This window comes from Microcoleus sp. w2-18bC1, assembly GCF_036700365.1.
Classification (GTDB): domain Bacteria; phylum Cyanobacteriota; class Cyanobacteriia; order Cyanobacteriales; family Microcoleaceae; genus Microcoleus.
Genome location: NZ_JAUBOS010000042.1, coordinates 1 through 14859 on the forward strand (window position 1 = coordinate 1; position 14859 = coordinate 14859).

15 protein-coding genes and 1 pseudogene are annotated in these 14859 nt (G+C 45.3%); 6 read left to right on the forward strand and 10 right to left on the reverse strand.

The features are described from left to right. Nucleotides 1–147 precede the first annotated feature (147 nt). On the forward strand, nucleotides 148–1251 hold the full coding sequence (locus QT979_RS19570; RefSeq protein ID WP_333311440.1) for an ISAs1 family transposase: 1104 nt from the start codon (nucleotides 148–150) through the stop codon (nucleotides 1249–1251). Between the two features lie 256 nt (nucleotides 1252–1507). Then, nucleotides 1508–1912: pseudogene (locus QT979_RS19575) on the forward strand (IS1 family transposase); the annotation flags it as partial. Nucleotides 1913–1966: 54 nt separating this feature from the next. Here QT979_RS19575 and QT979_RS19580 read toward each other — a convergent pair. The 5 genes from QT979_RS19580 to ggt form a co-directional block, all read right to left on the reverse strand. Continuing rightward, nucleotides 1967–2215: a hypothetical protein gene (locus QT979_RS19580; RefSeq protein ID WP_333311441.1), complete on the reverse strand. Its 249-nt coding sequence runs from the start codon at nucleotides 2213–2215 to the stop codon at nucleotides 1967–1969. Nucleotides 2216–2281: 66 nt separating this feature from the next. Then, entirely contained in the window at nucleotides 2282–2695 is a 414-nt protein-coding gene (locus tag QT979_RS19585; protein WP_333311442.1) for a hypothetical protein, read from the reverse strand. 145 nt (nucleotides 2696–2840) lie between these two features. Further along, nucleotides 2841–3257, reverse strand: a complete 417-nt coding sequence (locus tag QT979_RS19590; protein WP_333311443.1) for a helix-turn-helix domain-containing protein — start codon at nucleotides 3255–3257, stop codon at nucleotides 2841–2843. A gap of 82 nt (nucleotides 3258–3339) precedes the next feature. After that, a complete protein-coding gene (locus QT979_RS19595) occupies nucleotides 3340–4218 on the reverse strand; it encodes a choice-of-anchor L family PEP-CTERM protein (RefSeq protein ID WP_333216325.1) in 879 nt (292 codons plus the stop codon). A gap of 505 nt (nucleotides 4219–4723) precedes the next feature. Next, nucleotides 4724–6451 carry a gamma-glutamyltransferase gene (ggt, locus tag QT979_RS19600; RefSeq protein ID WP_333311444.1) on the reverse strand — a complete coding sequence of 576 codons (1728 nt, stop codon included), beginning with the start codon at nucleotides 6449–6451 and terminating at the stop codon, nucleotides 4724–4726. Between the two features lie 1088 nt (nucleotides 6452–7539). On the opposite strand from ggt, the gene QT979_RS19605 reads away from it, so the two are divergent. Together QT979_RS19605 and QT979_RS19610 are read left to right on the forward strand one after the other, a co-directional pair. Continuing rightward, the gene (locus tag QT979_RS19605; protein ID WP_333311445.1) at nucleotides 7540–8565 is read left to right on the forward strand and encodes a glycosyltransferase family 2 protein; all 1026 of its coding nucleotides are present in this window, start codon (nucleotides 7540–7542) and stop codon (nucleotides 8563–8565) included. A 577-nt stretch (nucleotides 8566–9142) separates the two neighbouring features. Further along, nucleotides 9143–9910 carry a DUF1350 family protein gene (locus QT979_RS19610; protein ID WP_333216331.1) on the forward strand — a complete coding sequence of 256 codons (768 nt, stop codon included), beginning with the start codon at nucleotides 9143–9145 and terminating at the stop codon, nucleotides 9908–9910. A 15-nt stretch (nucleotides 9911–9925) separates the two neighbouring features. Here QT979_RS19610 and QT979_RS19615 read toward each other — a convergent pair whose 3' ends face one another. Beyond that, nucleotides 9926–10444, reverse strand: coding sequence for an ATP-binding protein (locus tag QT979_RS19615; RefSeq protein WP_333311446.1), 519 nt, complete (start codon nucleotides 10442–10444; stop codon nucleotides 9926–9928). 432 nt (nucleotides 10445–10876) lie between these two features. Here QT979_RS19615 and QT979_RS19620 point away from each other — a divergent pair, with 432 nt between their 5' ends. Then, nucleotides 10877–12013 carry a PP2C family protein-serine/threonine phosphatase gene (locus QT979_RS19620; protein ID WP_006632014.1) on the forward strand — a complete coding sequence of 379 codons (1137 nt, stop codon included), beginning with the start codon at nucleotides 10877–10879 and terminating at the stop codon, nucleotides 12011–12013. A gap of 56 nt (nucleotides 12014–12069) precedes the next feature. On the opposite strand, the gene QT979_RS19625 is transcribed toward QT979_RS19620, so the two are convergent. From QT979_RS19625 to QT979_RS19640, 4 genes are all read right to left on the reverse strand, one after another. Beyond that, nucleotides 12070–12396 carry an STAS domain-containing protein gene (locus QT979_RS19625; RefSeq protein WP_041623653.1) on the reverse strand — a complete coding sequence of 109 codons (327 nt, stop codon included), beginning with the start codon at nucleotides 12394–12396 and terminating at the stop codon, nucleotides 12070–12072. Between the two features lie 239 nt (nucleotides 12397–12635). Beyond that, on the reverse strand, nucleotides 12636–13340 hold the full coding sequence (locus QT979_RS19630; RefSeq protein WP_333311447.1) for a helix-turn-helix domain-containing protein: 705 nt from the start codon (nucleotides 13338–13340) through the stop codon (nucleotides 12636–12638). Between the two features lie 44 nt (nucleotides 13341–13384). Next, on the reverse strand, nucleotides 13385–13933 hold the full coding sequence (gene dps / locus QT979_RS19635) for a DNA starvation/stationary phase protection protein Dps (RefSeq protein ID WP_333311448.1): 549 nt from the start codon (nucleotides 13931–13933) through the stop codon (nucleotides 13385–13387). A gap of 97 nt (nucleotides 13934–14030) precedes the next feature. Then, nucleotides 14031–14291, reverse strand: coding sequence for a sulfiredoxin (locus QT979_RS19640; RefSeq protein ID WP_333076422.1), 261 nt, complete (start codon nucleotides 14289–14291; stop codon nucleotides 14031–14033). A gap of 270 nt (nucleotides 14292–14561) precedes the next feature. Between QT979_RS19640 and QT979_RS19645 the strand changes: the two genes are divergently transcribed. Then, nucleotides 14562–14816 carry a hypothetical protein gene (locus tag QT979_RS19645; protein WP_333216341.1) on the forward strand — a complete coding sequence of 85 codons (255 nt, stop codon included), beginning with the start codon at nucleotides 14562–14564 and terminating at the stop codon, nucleotides 14814–14816. Nucleotides 14817–14859 lie beyond the last annotated feature (43 nt).

Below are 14859 nucleotides of genomic sequence, written 5' to 3' on the forward strand. Positions count from 1 at the left end.
AACGGGCGACCGATTGAGTAAATTATTAATTTTGCTATCGCTATCATACTTAAAGAGTATCATTCAAGGGATAGATACAGGGCTATTTCATTCTAGTGTAAGGCCTGATAGAATAACAGATTAATCTCACTGAGGGTTCAGGTCAAAATGTCCCAGATAACAATTGTTGAAGCATTTGAGGATCTTGAAGATTGCCGTCGTAGAGCAGGAATGCGTCATCAACAAAGCGAATGTCTAGCCTTATTTACCCTGGCCGTTGCGGCAGGAAATCGGGGTTTTATAGCGATTGGAGATTGGTTAAAAGCCTACCGTGATGAACTGTTAGAATTGTTCAAACCTGAAAAAAACCGCTTACCCTCCTATAGTACGATAAGACGAACGTTACTACGAATTGATCAACAACGCTACTCATCCTGTTTATCTAGTTTTTTTGGGATTGACCCAATAGAAAGCGAAACTATTGCAGTGGACGGCAAAGTTTTACGAGGGTCTTATGAAGCGATTAATGATGACGCTAATGTAGATTCTCATCCGGCTATTATGTTAGTAAGTGCCTACATCGTAGAACGAGGGCTGATTCTCGACCCCTATGAAGTTGATTCAAAAACTAATGAAATCACCGCCTTACCCGCATTTATCAAAGATCTGGCCCTCAAGGGTGTAGTGTTCGCTTTTGATGCAATCAGTACCAAAAAAAAAACTGCTCAAGTCATCGTAGACAGTGGGAATGACTATATTGGGGCGCTCAAAGGCAACCAATCGGGTCTACTTGAAGCAGTCCAATCCAATTTTCAAGCTATTCAGACTCATGAATCGAACAATGTTGGTCATGGTCGAGTTGAAAACCGCACGGTTAGTATTAGTAACCAGTTAGATAATATTCCTGAATTTCCGGGACTTAAAACCGTGATTCGTATTGAGTCATACCGCGAAGTCCATCGAGCAAATATTATTGAATCAAGTGTTGAAATTCGTTTTTACGTTTCTTCTCTGATTGAAACGGCTGAAGAATTTGCCAAGCGGATTCGAGGTTATTGGGGAGTTGAAAACAAGGTTCATTATGTGCGGGATGTAACTCAAGGTGAAGATGCTTCTCGTATAAGGACAAAACCTTTAGTTCAAATTTGGGCAGCCGCTCGAAATTTTGCACTCAACATATACCGCGATTATGGATTTGATAATATGGCTCAAGCCCAACGTCTGGCGGGATTTGGCCTTAAACTAATTAAGGAGTTGTTTAGAATGAAATAGCCCTGGGGATAGATATTAAATCAAAGCAAGTTCAAGAATATCTAGGCAGAAAAACAGAAAGCCACAGAAAATATGCTAGACATAGCACTTTTTATATTGGACTCTGGGGTGAATCATGGGTCGATTCGATGTTTAGTAATTGGCAGGTTGTTGTTGAATTAATGTCTTTGTCTCCACATAAACTACCTAATTATCAACAAGGCATAAGAGCTATGAGGCTTATTCTATCAGCGTTATAGGCGACTTGTCGCCCCGACAGATGGATGAGTTATGGTCATTCGTTGATAGTAAAGGAAATCAGCAGTGGGTCTGGCTGGCATTGGATGCCCAGACTAGGGAAATTGTTGGTGTACATATTGGAGAGCGTAGCGCAGTATCGGCTCAAGCTTTATGGAATTCAATGCCACCAGTGTAGCGTCAGTGTGCAGTAATTTATACCGACCATTGGAGTGCTTATGATTCTGTATTGCCCAGCAAACGTCATCGGAGTGTAGACAAAGATAGTGGTTTTACTAGCTATATCGAGCGCTTCAACTGTACTATTCGACAACGAGTGTCTCGATTGGTAAGAAAGAGCTTAGCCTTCTCTAAAAAATTAGAAAATCATATTGCTGCCATTTGGCGCTTTGTGCATCATTACAATGCTAATTTACAACTCTAAACGCCTACTTTCTTTGAATTCAGTTTAATTCTCTTAATCCTTTCCTTCAGGGCACTACCCTGTTGTGAAGTAGACTGTATATAAAGGGTTGCAGATGATATTGGCGGTATGGTTGACTCCACCTACACGCGCGCCAGTTTGGTCAAAGTGTTGCCAAGGGCTACTCGCTAGTCCTGAATCATAAACTTCTTGTTTCTCGGTTTCAAAACCGGAGTGGTTTTTGATTAACAGGTTGGATAAATAACCGGCCCAGATGGAAATACCTAAATCGGCTAAAAAATCTAGTAGTTTGCCTTGCGTCATATTGCCCCCATAGTACAAACTGATGATTAAGGCTTTGATTCCTGGTCCAAATTCTCCTTCGTAGCCTCATGGTAATTCTGCTACATAAGTTTTTCGGAGTGAGGGTGAGTAATATTTCTGTTTACGGAACAATATGTTGTCGGTTGCCAAGCTGATATCTTGGATGATTACTTGTTCGTATCCTTTAAATTCTGCATCTGCTGGCAGTTGGTCTGTGGGATATTCTAGTATTTCTTCTCGAGCTATTTTAATCGTGGCGTTCTTACTGCGTTTGCTATGCTTTTTTGGCGTTTTTCGCTCTTTCTCTGACGAGTGCTGGCTTTTGAACCCTTTGGAGTTGGCTTTGATGTCTGGTTTTCCTTGTTCTCCCTTCAATCGGTTGTTTTCATCTTTTAACCGTTGATTCTCTGACTCTAAGTCTTTGACTTTTAATTGTAATTGCTCAATGAGGTTCAGTAAGAGCTCTACTTTATGACGCATGGATTCGTCTGCAATCCTTGGGGGGGTCGATGGTTTGCAGTATATTGGAGGATGACTTGTCTGGTGAAATAATCTTTGGCGTCATGTGTCTTATTTTATGACACTTTCTGCACTCTGCTTACTTTTTTTCCTCTGCTACCCCTACTTATTGAGCGGATACCCTTTTTTTTAGTACCCGTCTTAGTCGGTCGGGACTTAATTTAATAGAGCGCTCTTTTTCTAATTTATCAGCTAATTGAAAACTGTTATATGTACGTGGTTCTTTTTTTAAGCATTCTGACAAAAACTCTATATCTTCTTCTTTCCATTTGGCTTTTACCCCTCTACCTGGTTTTTCCCAAAGGCTTTCTATACCAAATTCTTCCCATTTATGTAAGACTGCTCTCACTGTTTGTGAAGCCCAGTTAAAGTGAGTAGCTATTTTCTCAACATACCAGTCATTTGCGTTTAACCTGATTACTTCTGCTCGATCTTTGACTTTCTGTGGTACTTTCGCCGTTCTCAGATTAAATAGGGTTTTGTCTTGCTTTTGAGTCAGAAATACTCTTAATCGAGCGCCCATATATTAATTATCTCACTAAAGCTATACCTTTCTTTATGTATCTTAACATAGTTTTGTTTTTTTTCGCCGACCTACTTACTTATTAATTACTTCCGCCACGGCGATTGCGTAACTTTCGTCCAGCAGCCAGCATAGCGCCTCCCGCCATCAAACCCCCCACAGTCATCGGTTCGGGAACCGGTTCAGGTTGAACCGTCCCCACAGAACCGCCTTGAATAAATACAGCAGAATCTAACTTGCCATCGCCCACATCTTTAATGCGGATACTGAGAACATTCGTCTGATTTTGCTTGAGCAAACCCTCAAAACCTAAAACTTTAGTAAAACCGTCCAGCTTAACGATGTTAGCAGCAATACCTGTCAAACTTGGGTTGTTAATATAGTCGGGGTGATCTTTAGAGCGATTATATGGATCTGGAACAAGATTATTAATCGTAACTCTTTTTCCGTCGCTCAATTTTGCCAAATTAGTGCCGTTCAACAGCAGTTCAAAATCGTCATTATATTTAGAACCGCCGAACTCAGGAAACTCCTCAGAAGCAAATACATATTGAAAGAACAATTTTTCAACCGTACTATTAGCAAAAAAGCTGAGGTTTAGCTGAGTCAGATCCCCTTGTTCACCCTTAGCACCAAAATCCGTGCTTAAATCGCTGTCCTGTGTCGTGAAGTTATCTTTCCGATTCTGACCCGGTATATCGGTGACTTTACCAGTGCTCAGAACAACACCTGATGTCAAACCGAAGGGGTCATTAGTGAAAGTACCAAAAGCAGCCGAATTACCCGTAATTGAAACAGAGAAATTACTCAACCCGGCTGTATTAGTCCCCAATAAATTATTTTTTAAAGTCTCAGTGTTATTAGTTGCCCCTACCGAAAATGCCATTGCTGGCGCTGCCAACAAACTCATAGCAGTAGTTAATGTAGCTGTTAAGCCAGCAATTTTGTGAGTAATTATCATAAATTTTTCCTGGAAGATACAAACCTGATCCAATGCCCAACTTCATTTTTACATTATATAAGTATCAATGTCTAGGGCCTTTACAATAACTTTACACATAAGTGTATATACGTTTTTTGGGGCTAATTTTTTGGGTAGTTCTTGGCAATTATTCAGCCTCTAAACTTCAGCGCAAAAATACGGATGCAAAAATACACTTACACAGACTAATAATTTCAGGAGTTACGCACTGGAGACCCAAAAAACCGGGTTTTGATACCGTTGGCGCTCTCCAAAATGACTAATGGCTAATAGCTAATGACTAATAGCTAATGACTAATAGCTAATGACTTATGAAAGATGACTTCGCCCAAAAAAACCATAGGAGCCCCCGATTCCTGTCGTAGAGAGATCAAAATTTTTGATCCGAGTTCAACATTCCAGATTCATCTGTGGAGTAAATCTAAAATCGTCGAGTCGCCAAAGTCTCGCCCCGCTCTAAAATCTCTAATCGACTGACTGTTGACTAAAACCCCCTTGCTTCTCCTTCGCCACGCCGATCGGCAGCCCCTTCCAACCAACCGTCTGCAGTCCGGACGATCGCATTGGCATTGCCCCAGCCGTCACCTTCAACAATCTGGTGTCCCCGCCGCCGCAACTCCGAAAGCGTTGCAGCCTCAAAACCTCCCCGTTCCACCCTCAGCCGATCGGGTTGCCACTGGTGGTGTATCCGAGGTGCAGACACAGCATCGCCGACATTCATGTCGTGAACCAATACGTTCAGTACAATTTGCAACACCGTGGTAATAATCGTGCTGCCTCCGGGAGCCCCTGCAGCGAGGCGAAATTTGCCATTTTCTGTCACGATGACCGGCGTCATGCTCGATAAAGGAGTTTTGCCCGGGGCGATCGAATTTGCCTCCCCGCCCACCAAACCAAACAAATTCGGCACTCCCGGCGCCGCTGCAAAATCATCCATCTCGTTGTTGAGCAAAATTCCCGTACCCGCGGCCACGACTCCAGCCCCAAAACCGCCATTCACCGTAAATGTCAAGCTTACTACATTGCGCTCTTTGTCAACTACCGTAAGGTGCGTAGTTTCCGGAGACTCCCACAGGAGACGGTTCAAAGTTTCAGTGTCAACAGCCTTTACCTCGCTGGAGGGTCGGGCTTTTGACATTTGGATTTGCGATCGTCTCAATTTGGCATAATTCCTGCTAGTCAGAGCTTTGACCGGTACACTCACAAAATCCGGGTCGCCCAAATACTCAGCCCGATCGGCATAAGCAATCCTCATGCTCTCCGCCAGTAAGTGCAAAGTATCTGGACTTTGCCTTCCCAAACTCTTGAGCTCCGTATCTCCCAGAATATTTAAGATTTGCAACAAATGAACGCCGCCGGAAGAAGGAGGCGACATCGCGCAAATTTCATAAGTGCGAAAGTTGCCACAAACCGGATTCCGCCAAATCGGCGTATAGTTTTTCAAATCTTCCAGAGTGATAATACCGCCGTTTTTAGCCATGTCGGCGGCGATCGCCCGCGCAATGTCCCCGGTATAAAAACTCTGCGGATTTTGCGCAATCTGCCGCAAAGTCCGCGCCAAATCCCGCTGTACCAAAAGCTCACCCGGCTGGTATAAAATGCCACCGCGAGTAAAAACCTCCAGCGCCGCCCGGTTTTTTTTGAGCACATCCTGTCGTCGCCCGGTAGCCGTCGTAAACCGCGAACTTACCGGAAAGCCTTTTTCAGCCAGGGCGATCGCTGGCGCCACCACCTGGGCCCAAGGCAACTTACCATACTCGCGGTGCACCGTATAAAGTCCAGCAACAGTACCCGGAATACCCGCCGCCAAATGCCCGTCCAGACTTGCCCTTTGGCGCACCTTGCCTTGCTTGTCGAGGTACATATCCCGCGCCGCCCGTTTCGGAGCTCGTTCCCGGAAATCCAGCGCTTGCACAGTCCCCGTTTCCGCCCGCCGCAGCAGTAAAAAACCCCCGCCACCGATACCCGCCGAAAAAGGCTCCACCACCGAAATCGCCAAAGCCGCAGCAGCCGCCGCATCCACTGCATTGCCGCCCTGTTGCAGCAGGGCCAGCCCTGCAGCGCTCGCCAGAGGGTGAGCCGAAACTGCCATCCCCTGTTGGCTGCGCTGCTGCTGCAAGGTTGGCTGTAGCTGTTGCTGGCAGCTACCCAACACCAAGACAGTTAGGCAAGAAGTATAAATTCGCACTTTGCTCAAGAAATTTGGCAACATTTTTTACGCGTGAGGCGAGGATTTTTTATAGTATACTTTTAGGAGCATCTTCCCTAAAACCTAGCGGTACTAAGTTCAATCGCAGATAAATTACCTGTTATGGCAGACGGGAAAACGATTTGACCCTGGGAGGCGATCGGGGTACAAGAGGAAGAGACAAATCAGGGACAGACGGTGGCAATTTAATAATTAAACAAGTTTGCAAAAGCAGTTTTTTTGATAGAATACCGATTTCAAAAAAGCTGATAAACTCAGAAAAAGGGTGTGGCTGATTTAAGGTAGGAAAAACTAAAGATGCCAATCATATAAACCCTGGTTCACAAAGCTTCTGAATTTTCCAATTATTTTTGTTCCCTAGGCTGATTAAGCAACAGCAAAACAATCAGTATTTTAGGTGATGGCTAGGGTAAGGCAACACATAGAGTAATTCCAAATGAGTCGTATTTTTTTACCCCACCCCAACTTTACCAAGGGAGGCAGTAAGAAATTCACAAATGATTTACGATTGCTGGAACAGACTTAGTTATAGCTTTTTTTGGGAATTTTTTCGACTTTCGGTTAATCAGTAAACCATGTTTTACTGACTCTTGATATAGAAATTTATCAAATAATTGTAATTAGGTTTGGAGGAAAATTTCAAATTCCTCCTTCCCAGTTTTGGCGCAATAAAAAAATTATGATTAGCGATTAACCGGAATCGAACTGAGTCATAACTGCAATTTTTTAGTAGCTATATAGTTATCAAACCAATAATTTTGGGTGAGGTCGGGTTTTTCTTGGTAAGTCCTATTAAAGCAAAAAAATGCGATCGAATTTAGGACAGCTCCAGTCCCCGGACAAAACCCTCAATCCATCGCAGCCGTCGCCTTTGTGTCTGAAAAATTGCCCGCCAATTAATAGTCTGCACTCCGCCTGCTAAGGGCTGTCCCCTCCTTATGGTAGATAACACTCACGTTGGTAAACCTGTTATATTGGCAGTATGTAGGCAACTTTTCTGACTACAGGTACTTGCACGTAAATGAGTCAGAGTGTAGGCTTCGATACTATACTTCGGCGAACAACTACCAAACCACACCTTAATGCAAGTTATGAATAGCCAAAAAATCAGCGTAATCATTCCTGCATTCAATGCTGGCGACACTCTGGCCGAGACAGTTGCCTCCGTACTCAATGGTACCCACAAAAATTTAGAAGTTTTAATTGTTGATGACTGCTCTACTGACACTACTGACAAAGTTGCTGCTAAGCTGGTCGAGCAAGATTCGAGAATTCAATACTTCAGGAATCCTCAAAATTACGGGGTTTCTAAGTCGAGAAATTTAATGATATATCGCGCCACAGGCGAGTATGTAGCGTTTATCGACAGCGACGATACCTGGGAACCCAATAAGTTAGAAGTTTGTTTAAAGATGCTCGCAGACAATCCCGAAGTCAAAGCTGTGGCTCACGCTTTGCGATATTTAGACAAGCGCGGCAACAAGTTGAGTTACATTCCCACCTATCCTACAACTAAAGCAGAAATGCAGGCGATTAAGGAGACAGGCGAAAGTCCGTGGGTTTTCCCGTCTTCTGTTGTAGTCTATCGCTCTATTCTACTCCAAGAAGGTGGCTTTGCAGAAGATTGGCAGGTAGGAGAAGATACAGAGTTATTTACTAAACTTGCTCAAAAGTATGGCTTGCTAGCGGCGACAGAACCTTTGGGAAATTATCGAATTAGAGGGAACTCTCTCACAGATAAACACTGGCTGAAGAAGCGCATAGCTTCTGATTGTGTCAAGGAAAACCAACTGCGGCGCTTGCGGGGAGAAAAAGAGTTATCACTCCAGGAGTACGAAGAGTTATGTTTTAAGAATTTGCCGCTTTTGCAAAGGCTTAACAAATTTCGAGAAGTTTTGGCACTGCACTACATGAGAAAGGTGGGACAAAGTTGGTTAAATCGGGAGGTTTTGCCGACTATTGTTTACGGCGTGGCTACCACAGTGCTCAATCCTCAAGCTACTGTGCACAAGTGGAAATGGATGAAAACTCACGAAAAGTTGAGTCATCAAACGGCAGAAGGTATTGGTCATTGTGCAGAATTAAACTCCCAGCGATCGTCTGAAATCGGGGGTTGATCCTAAAGGATGTTATAGTTGTATAGCCTTTCTCAGTAACATGAGGTGCACGCTTGATAAGGGGGCATAGAGCATAGAGCATAAAGCATAGGGTATACCTCACCAAGATTGAGAACTGCTATATGCGGGTTTAGTCAAGAAATTAGGTGCTGCCAATAAAGCCAAATCAAAGCCGATCGCCTAGGGGCTGATTAATACGCGATGTTGGGGTCTTGATCCGTATTTGACTGCGAATATTCTGTCGGGTCAATTACCCGCAATACCAGCTACAGCGGCTTGCAGCCGTGCAGTGGCAGACAATATAAAAATTTTTGCGAGATCGGATGTCAGTCTTGATTTATTCTGCCACTAGCTTCAAGCCTATACAAGGCACTAATAGCAGCGATCGCCAGCCGTGCTATTTGCCATCACAACAGTTAGAATAAATAATGTATAAGTAAAAAGGAAAGTTTTTGGAATTAAAAAATGGGTAGCAAACCCCTTTTTGATGCAAAAAATAAAAGCAAAAATTTATAAAACATTCTGCCTTTTACCTTCACAGGACGCTCGCCTTTTTATTTGGAATTAGATTGAATTTATGGACTGGCAAGAAATTTCTGGCAACTGGGTATTAATTCCGTCAAGACCGATCGCGATCGTACATTTTCTCGGCGGTGCATTTGTGGCGACAGCACCGCAACTCACCTATCGCTGGCTGTTAGAAGCTTTGGGGAATCAAGGATATGTTGTAGTAGCAACGCCGTTTGTCAATACTTTGGATCATATTGCGATCGCCCGCGATGTCCTCAACAAATTTGAAAATGCCCTCGATCGCCTGCGCGCCACTAAATTGCTCAAATCTTCCTATCTCCCCATTTACGGTATGGGACACAGCATGGGATGCAAACTCCACCTCCTGATTGGTTCGGTGTTTGACATAGAAAGGGCAGGCAATATTCTGATTTCTTTCAACAATTATGCGGCATCCGAAGCAATCCCGATCGTCGAGCAAATTTCCCCTGTCTTTAACGTCGAGTTTACCCCTTCCCCGCAAGAGACTAATCGCCTCGTCCAAGATAGCTATCAAATTCGGCGCAATCTTTTAGTCAAATTTAACGGCGACAACATCGACCAAACCCTGCTTTTGACCAAACTGCTAAAAGCACGATTTCCCGACATGATTACCGTTCAGACTCTAGCAGGCAACCACCAAACGCCCTTGGGGCAAGATGTTAGCTGGCCTGTGGGTCAAATTTTTACACCTTTCGACGCGATCGGGCAGTGGGTCAAACAAGAAGTGTATCGAGAATTAAATGAATTAAAACGGACAATTCTGCTGTGGCTTAATCCTCTGTCGCGCCTTTAAAATCCGATCAACCCATTAATCAGAAATTTCCTCTACCACTTCCAAAATATCATCTTCATTGTTCGGCCTTGAGACAGGAGTATAATTTTTGACCATCGACAAACAGTTCCGTCCATCAGCCATTCTCTTGTAACTAATACTGTCTGCGATGTCTTTGATTAATTTTAGGCCCCGCCCGCCTGGAGAGTGAATATCGACTTTTTCCGCAATATCTTTGATTTTTTTCTCTAAATCAAACGGATCGCCCGAGTCCCAAATTTTAATCTCTAAAGAGTCAGCGAACACAGCCACCTGAATGTCAACAGGCAAATCCGCTGGTTTGCCCTTGTGGGCGTGACGCACCGCATTCGTAAAGCCCTCAGCCAAAGCCAACTGACACCTTATCCACACACTTGTAGGAATTCGCGAGTCGTACAATTGTGCAAACCACGACAAAACCCAGCTTAATCCATTCAGACCTGTATTGACTTGAAGATCCGCTTTTTTTAGCATCGGCAACTTTTCGGAACCTTTTAATTCAATCACGCTCACCACAGAAGTTCTTCATCGCCCGGTGGGCAAAATACAACGAGACACAATACAAGCAGATAAAATACAACGAGACCAAGTATAACGGCGGCAAAATTGAATGGTAGTTTGAGGATACTAGCTTTGGTGGGCCCTGGATCAATGTCTAATCCACTAATCGGTTAGGCACTATACCATAAATAGCATTTTCATGTCAACGAGCGCCTGTGGCAAATAAAAGTCTATAAAAATTTATATTCTGAGTATAAACTGAGTGAAGTTCGATCGCGCCAAATTTCTATCAAATTTTAACGTAAATTGGACTCAACGACCTGTCCTCAAAAGCAATTACCTCGAAAGCGATGTCAATCAACTATACTCAATCTCAGACAAGGGCGCTGACAGGATATATTTTAAATGACCCCCAGACCTTGAAAAACTTGTAGTACCTAAGTGCCCATGTTTCAAATTCTGGTTATTGACGATGATACGGCTGTTCAAGAACTGCTGAGAAGAACCCTGAAAAAACAGGGTTACGAAGTAACAGTAGCAAGCAATGGCGAAGACGGTGTAGCCCAGGCGCAAAAATTGCGTCCGGCCCTGATAATTTGCGATTGGATCATGCCGCGCTTGACCGGCATCGATGTGTGTCGTCGAGTTAAGGCAGATCCGGATCTGTCAACTACACAATTCTTTTTGTTGACTTCTTTGGGTTCGATCGCCGATCGAGTCAAAGGCCTCGACGCCGGTGCAGACGATTTTATCTCGAAGCCGATTGAACTCAACGAATTACAGGCGAGAGTACGCGCCGGATTGCGGCTGCACCAACTCAGCCGAGATTTGAAAATAGCCAAGCAAAGTCTGGAAGCAGAGTTAGCCGAGGCCGCCGAGTACGTGCAATCGTTGCTGCCAGATCCGATGACGGAACCTTTCAGCATTGAGGCAAAATTCATTCCCTCCCGGCAGTTGGGTGGAGATTGCTTCGACTACAACTGGCTAGATGCCGATTATTTGGCGATTTACTTGCTCGACGTAGCCGGTCACGGTTTGCGGGCGGCGCTGCCTTCTGTGGCGGTGCTGAATTTGCTGCGATCGCGCACGCTCCCCAACATAGACTATTACAAACCCAGCGACGTTTTGCGCGCCCTGAACACCACCTTCCAGATGAGCTACCAAAACGACAAGTATTTCACCATCTGGTATGGCGTTTACAACCGCATTTCTCGCCAGCTAGTTTATGCCAGCGCCGGCCATCCACCAGCCGTGTTGATTTCCCAGTCCCCTGCGAGCACCGCTAAAATCCAGCGATTAAAAACCCCCGGAATGCCGGTCGGGATGTTCCCTGACGCCCCCTATGTCGATAATTGCTGCGATGTAGAGGATTTGAGCACTCTCTACATCTTTAGCGACGGGGTATACGAGATCCACCAACCTGACGGCAATATCTGGGGGCTTGACCCTTTCGTAGACCTGTTAGCAGCTTACAACGGTGCAAGTGCCGACCAGTTAGAGCTGGTTTTGAACTACATTCAAAAGTTGAACGCTAAAGCAGTTTTTGATGATGATTGGTCTTTACTCAAGGTAAACTTTGGCTAGCTGACTTCTTGCAGTGCATCTGTGACCAAATAGCAAAAAGGCAGCAGCCCAAAGATTTAGTTAGTTGAGAGAATTTTGCTATTAAAAGCATCGCGGGTCTGAAATATCTCGAAAACTCGATCCATGCTGGTGAGTTCAAATAAGATGCGGATTTGCTCGTTGATAGAACAGACAACTAATTGACTCCCAGCGGCCCGGACTGTTTTGAGCGCCAAGACTAAAGCGCCCAAACCAGAACTATCCATAAATGTCACATCAGTGAAGTCTATCAATACCACATCGGCTCCCGCTTCCACTAGGTCGCTAATCTCTTGGCGGAATTGACTTGCCTTGGTGCCGTCTAAAATGCCAGAGGGCTGAATAATTTTAACTACAGGACTCATATTTTGCGGTGGGAATGTCAGAATTTCTAGCCAGACTAGGCTAGTATAGCTGCGAGATGGACTCCGATCCAAATAAGAGAGGGGGAAAGCGCCAAAGCCTGAAAGCGGGAGAATAGTTTTGAGTGCAAAAGATGCTCCTCGTCGCGGATCGTAACGCCGATCTCAGTCGCAGCGCTTCGCCGGGAGTGAATTTTGAGATAGGGACAATCTTGGTTCTGCCCAAGGCCTTCTGGTATTAATTAAACTCGGCTAACTTTGGCGCGGTAGAGCAGTTTGTCGCCTTGTCTGTACCCTGTGTAGCGGACTTTGACGGGTTCTCCGGGTTCGGCTGTTCCTTCCATGAGCTGGTGCTGTTGGGGGTTGTAGGGAATCTGGGCTCCGACTGGGGCGATCGACTCCACTCCCCAATGCTCCAATAACTGCTCGACAGGCCGCAGCAAGGGCAGTAGTTTCTGAGCCCGCAAGTTGTGATTTTCCTGAGCTTTGCTCGCAGCAGTCGGCCACTGCAACATCCAAGATTCTAAAATTTGCACGCTAGATAGCTGGAATTCCTGCATCAAAGATTCTCGCTGCTGTTCGATCGAAGCTTGCAGGCGCTGATATTCTTGTTCTAGGGCTGTCGGTGGTGCCGGTTCTAACTCTACATAGTTTGGGGTCAAGGTTGCCAGCAGTTCGGTTAAGGAAATTTGCAAAGCTTGACTAATTTTGAGCAGGATGTCGGCTCTGGTTTGCAAAGCTAAACCGCGACGCAGGCGACTTAGCTGGATCTCGGAAACTCCTGCTTTTTGGCTGAGTTCTCGATCGCTCGAAAGCCCCGCCTGTTCCATCAGGCGTTGCATTTGAGGAGCATAATCTGGAATATTGGCAGTCACGAAAAACTCATCCAAATTAATAAATGGACATATTCTCGATCGTAAACTGTCACGAGCCTTAAGGAAATACATCTGTGGGGCGGGCTCGGACACCCACCCCACAACTGTTTTTGTGGCTATTTGACGGCAACTTTTTCGGCGGCGGCTGTTGCAGTTGTCGCAGAACCTTGCAAATGCGCTTCTAGGAACCACAAACGCTTGTCAATTGTCCGCGAAATTTCGGTGTACAGATCCGCTGTATCGGCATCGCCGAGTTCGCCTGCTTTATCTATGGCGACTCGCAGGTGTTGGGCGTAGGGTGCGTAGCGATCGGCTAAAGCCGTCACGTATTCTTTCCCATCTAAAATGTCGAAAGGAAACTCTGGCAGGATGGAATCTGCGGCGGCTGTGCGGGCTGTTCCTACAGCCAAACCGCCCAAAGCTGTGACCCGTTCGGCAACCAAATCGATGTATTCTTCGAGTTCTGTTGCCATTTCGTCAAATAGCAAGTGCAACTGGTAGAAGTCCATGCCTTTGACGTTCCAGTGAGCTTGCTTGACTTGAGTTTTTAAGTCCAGAGTCGTTGCCAGCGTGGCGTTGAGCAACCCCACTACTTGAGAGCGGGTGGCGGCTGACATATCGATCCGGGTGGGGTAAAGATGTTGTTTGTGATTGTTGGTAGTCATAGGTTTTTAGCTTGTTATTAGTGATTGTCGATCGAATATCTTAGAAAGGTTTGGGCGATTGAATGTTTGCCTGCGTGGTGAATTTCTCTTGAGAGGCTCAGGCTAGGTGCATCTGCAACACCGCACGGGGAGCTCGGCGTACATTACAGCGGATAGTTTCTAAACCGAGACGCTGGCAAGCTTCGTACCGGTGGCAGCCGGAAAATCCGTAATACTGACCATCTACTTCTAGCACGTCGATGGGTTCGTTTAAACCTACCTCGCGGATCGATTCCATGAGGGCGGCGACTTTGGTTTGGTCGTTGACTCGCGGCAGGGGGCGGCGAATCTGGTTGAGGGGAATTTCTTCTATCCTCATGGCGGCTCTCTTTTTTACTTATAGCTAAATCATACTCGTTATGACTTCGTTTTGTCAATAAATATGAGGACTTACGCAAAAACCTTGTTTTTGCTGGGAATATGGGGGTTAGAAAATCGCAACTACTGCTATCTGGTCGGGAAATCCCATACAAATAGCTATGAATTGGCAACACTTAGCACAGGCAGGATTTTTCATGCCTTTCGATAGATCGATCGACCTCAACGTTCTAGGTACAGTGGGAGAAAATATAAATTGTGGCTTGAAATTATGGCATCCTCCCAACCCCTCAAAGGCATTGAATTGATCGACTGCGCCAAAGCTAACGCCCAACAAGGAATCGCCACAGCCGCGAAGCTTTGCGGCTACGGAGGCGACCTCAACACCTTCGAGCGGGAACTGAAAAAGGCTTGCCAAGACATCGGCGTCGAAGTCAAGGAGTTAAGCGACTTGATTACGAATCAGCAGATGATGAAACAAGGAATGGGTATTGAAGTCGCTCCAGATACTCCCTCAGAACTCTAGCCTCAATCTCCACCGCACCAGTTTGAGAGCTAAGATTGCCCTG

What these genes read in the sequence shown, in the direction of transcription:
- QT979_RS19570 (WP_333311440.1), top strand. Translation starts at nt 148, where the DNA reads ATGTCCCAGATAACAATTGTTGAAGCATTTGAGGATCTTGAAGATTGC.
- QT979_RS19580 (WP_333311441.1), bottom strand. Translation starts at nt 2,215, where the DNA reads ATGACGCAAGGCAAACTACTAGATTTTTTAGCCGATTTAGGTATTTCC.
- QT979_RS19585 (WP_333311442.1), bottom strand. Translation starts at nt 2,695, where the DNA reads ATGCGTCATAAAGTAGAGCTCTTACTGAACCTCATTGAGCAATTACAA.
- QT979_RS19590 (WP_333311443.1), bottom strand. Translation starts at nt 3,257, where the DNA reads ATGGGCGCTCGATTAAGAGTATTTCTGACTCAAAAGCAAGACAAAACC.
- QT979_RS19595 (WP_333216325.1), bottom strand. Translation starts at nt 4,218, where the DNA reads ATGATAATTACTCACAAAATTGCTGGCTTAACAGCTACATTAACTACT.
- ggt (WP_333311444.1), bottom strand. Translation starts at nt 6,451, where the DNA reads ATGTTGCCAAATTTCTTGAGCAAAGTGCGAATTTATACTTCTTGCCTA.
- QT979_RS19605 (WP_333311445.1), top strand. Translation starts at nt 7,540, where the DNA reads ATGAATAGCCAAAAAATCAGCGTAATCATTCCTGCATTCAATGCTGGC.
- QT979_RS19610 (WP_333216331.1), top strand. Translation starts at nt 9,143, where the DNA reads ATGGACTGGCAAGAAATTTCTGGCAACTGGGTATTAATTCCGTCAAGA.
- QT979_RS19620 (WP_006632014.1), top strand. Translation starts at nt 10,877, where the DNA reads ATGTTTCAAATTCTGGTTATTGACGATGATACGGCTGTTCAAGAACTG.
- QT979_RS19625 (WP_041623653.1), bottom strand. Translation starts at nt 12,396, where the DNA reads ATGAGTCCTGTAGTTAAAATTATTCAGCCCTCTGGCATTTTAGACGGC.
- QT979_RS19630 (WP_333311447.1), bottom strand. Translation starts at nt 13,340, where the DNA reads ATGTATTTCCTTAAGGCTCGTGACAGTTTACGATCGAGAATATGTCCA.
- dps (WP_333311448.1), bottom strand. Translation starts at nt 13,933, where the DNA reads ATGACTACCAACAATCACAAACAACATCTTTACCCCACCCGGATCGAT.
- QT979_RS19640 (WP_333076422.1), bottom strand. Translation starts at nt 14,291, where the DNA reads ATGAGGATAGAAGAAATTCCCCTCAACCAGATTCGCCGCCCCCTGCCG.
- QT979_RS19645 (WP_333216341.1), top strand. Translation starts at nt 14,562, where the DNA reads ATGGCATCCTCCCAACCCCTCAAAGGCATTGAATTGATCGACTGCGCC.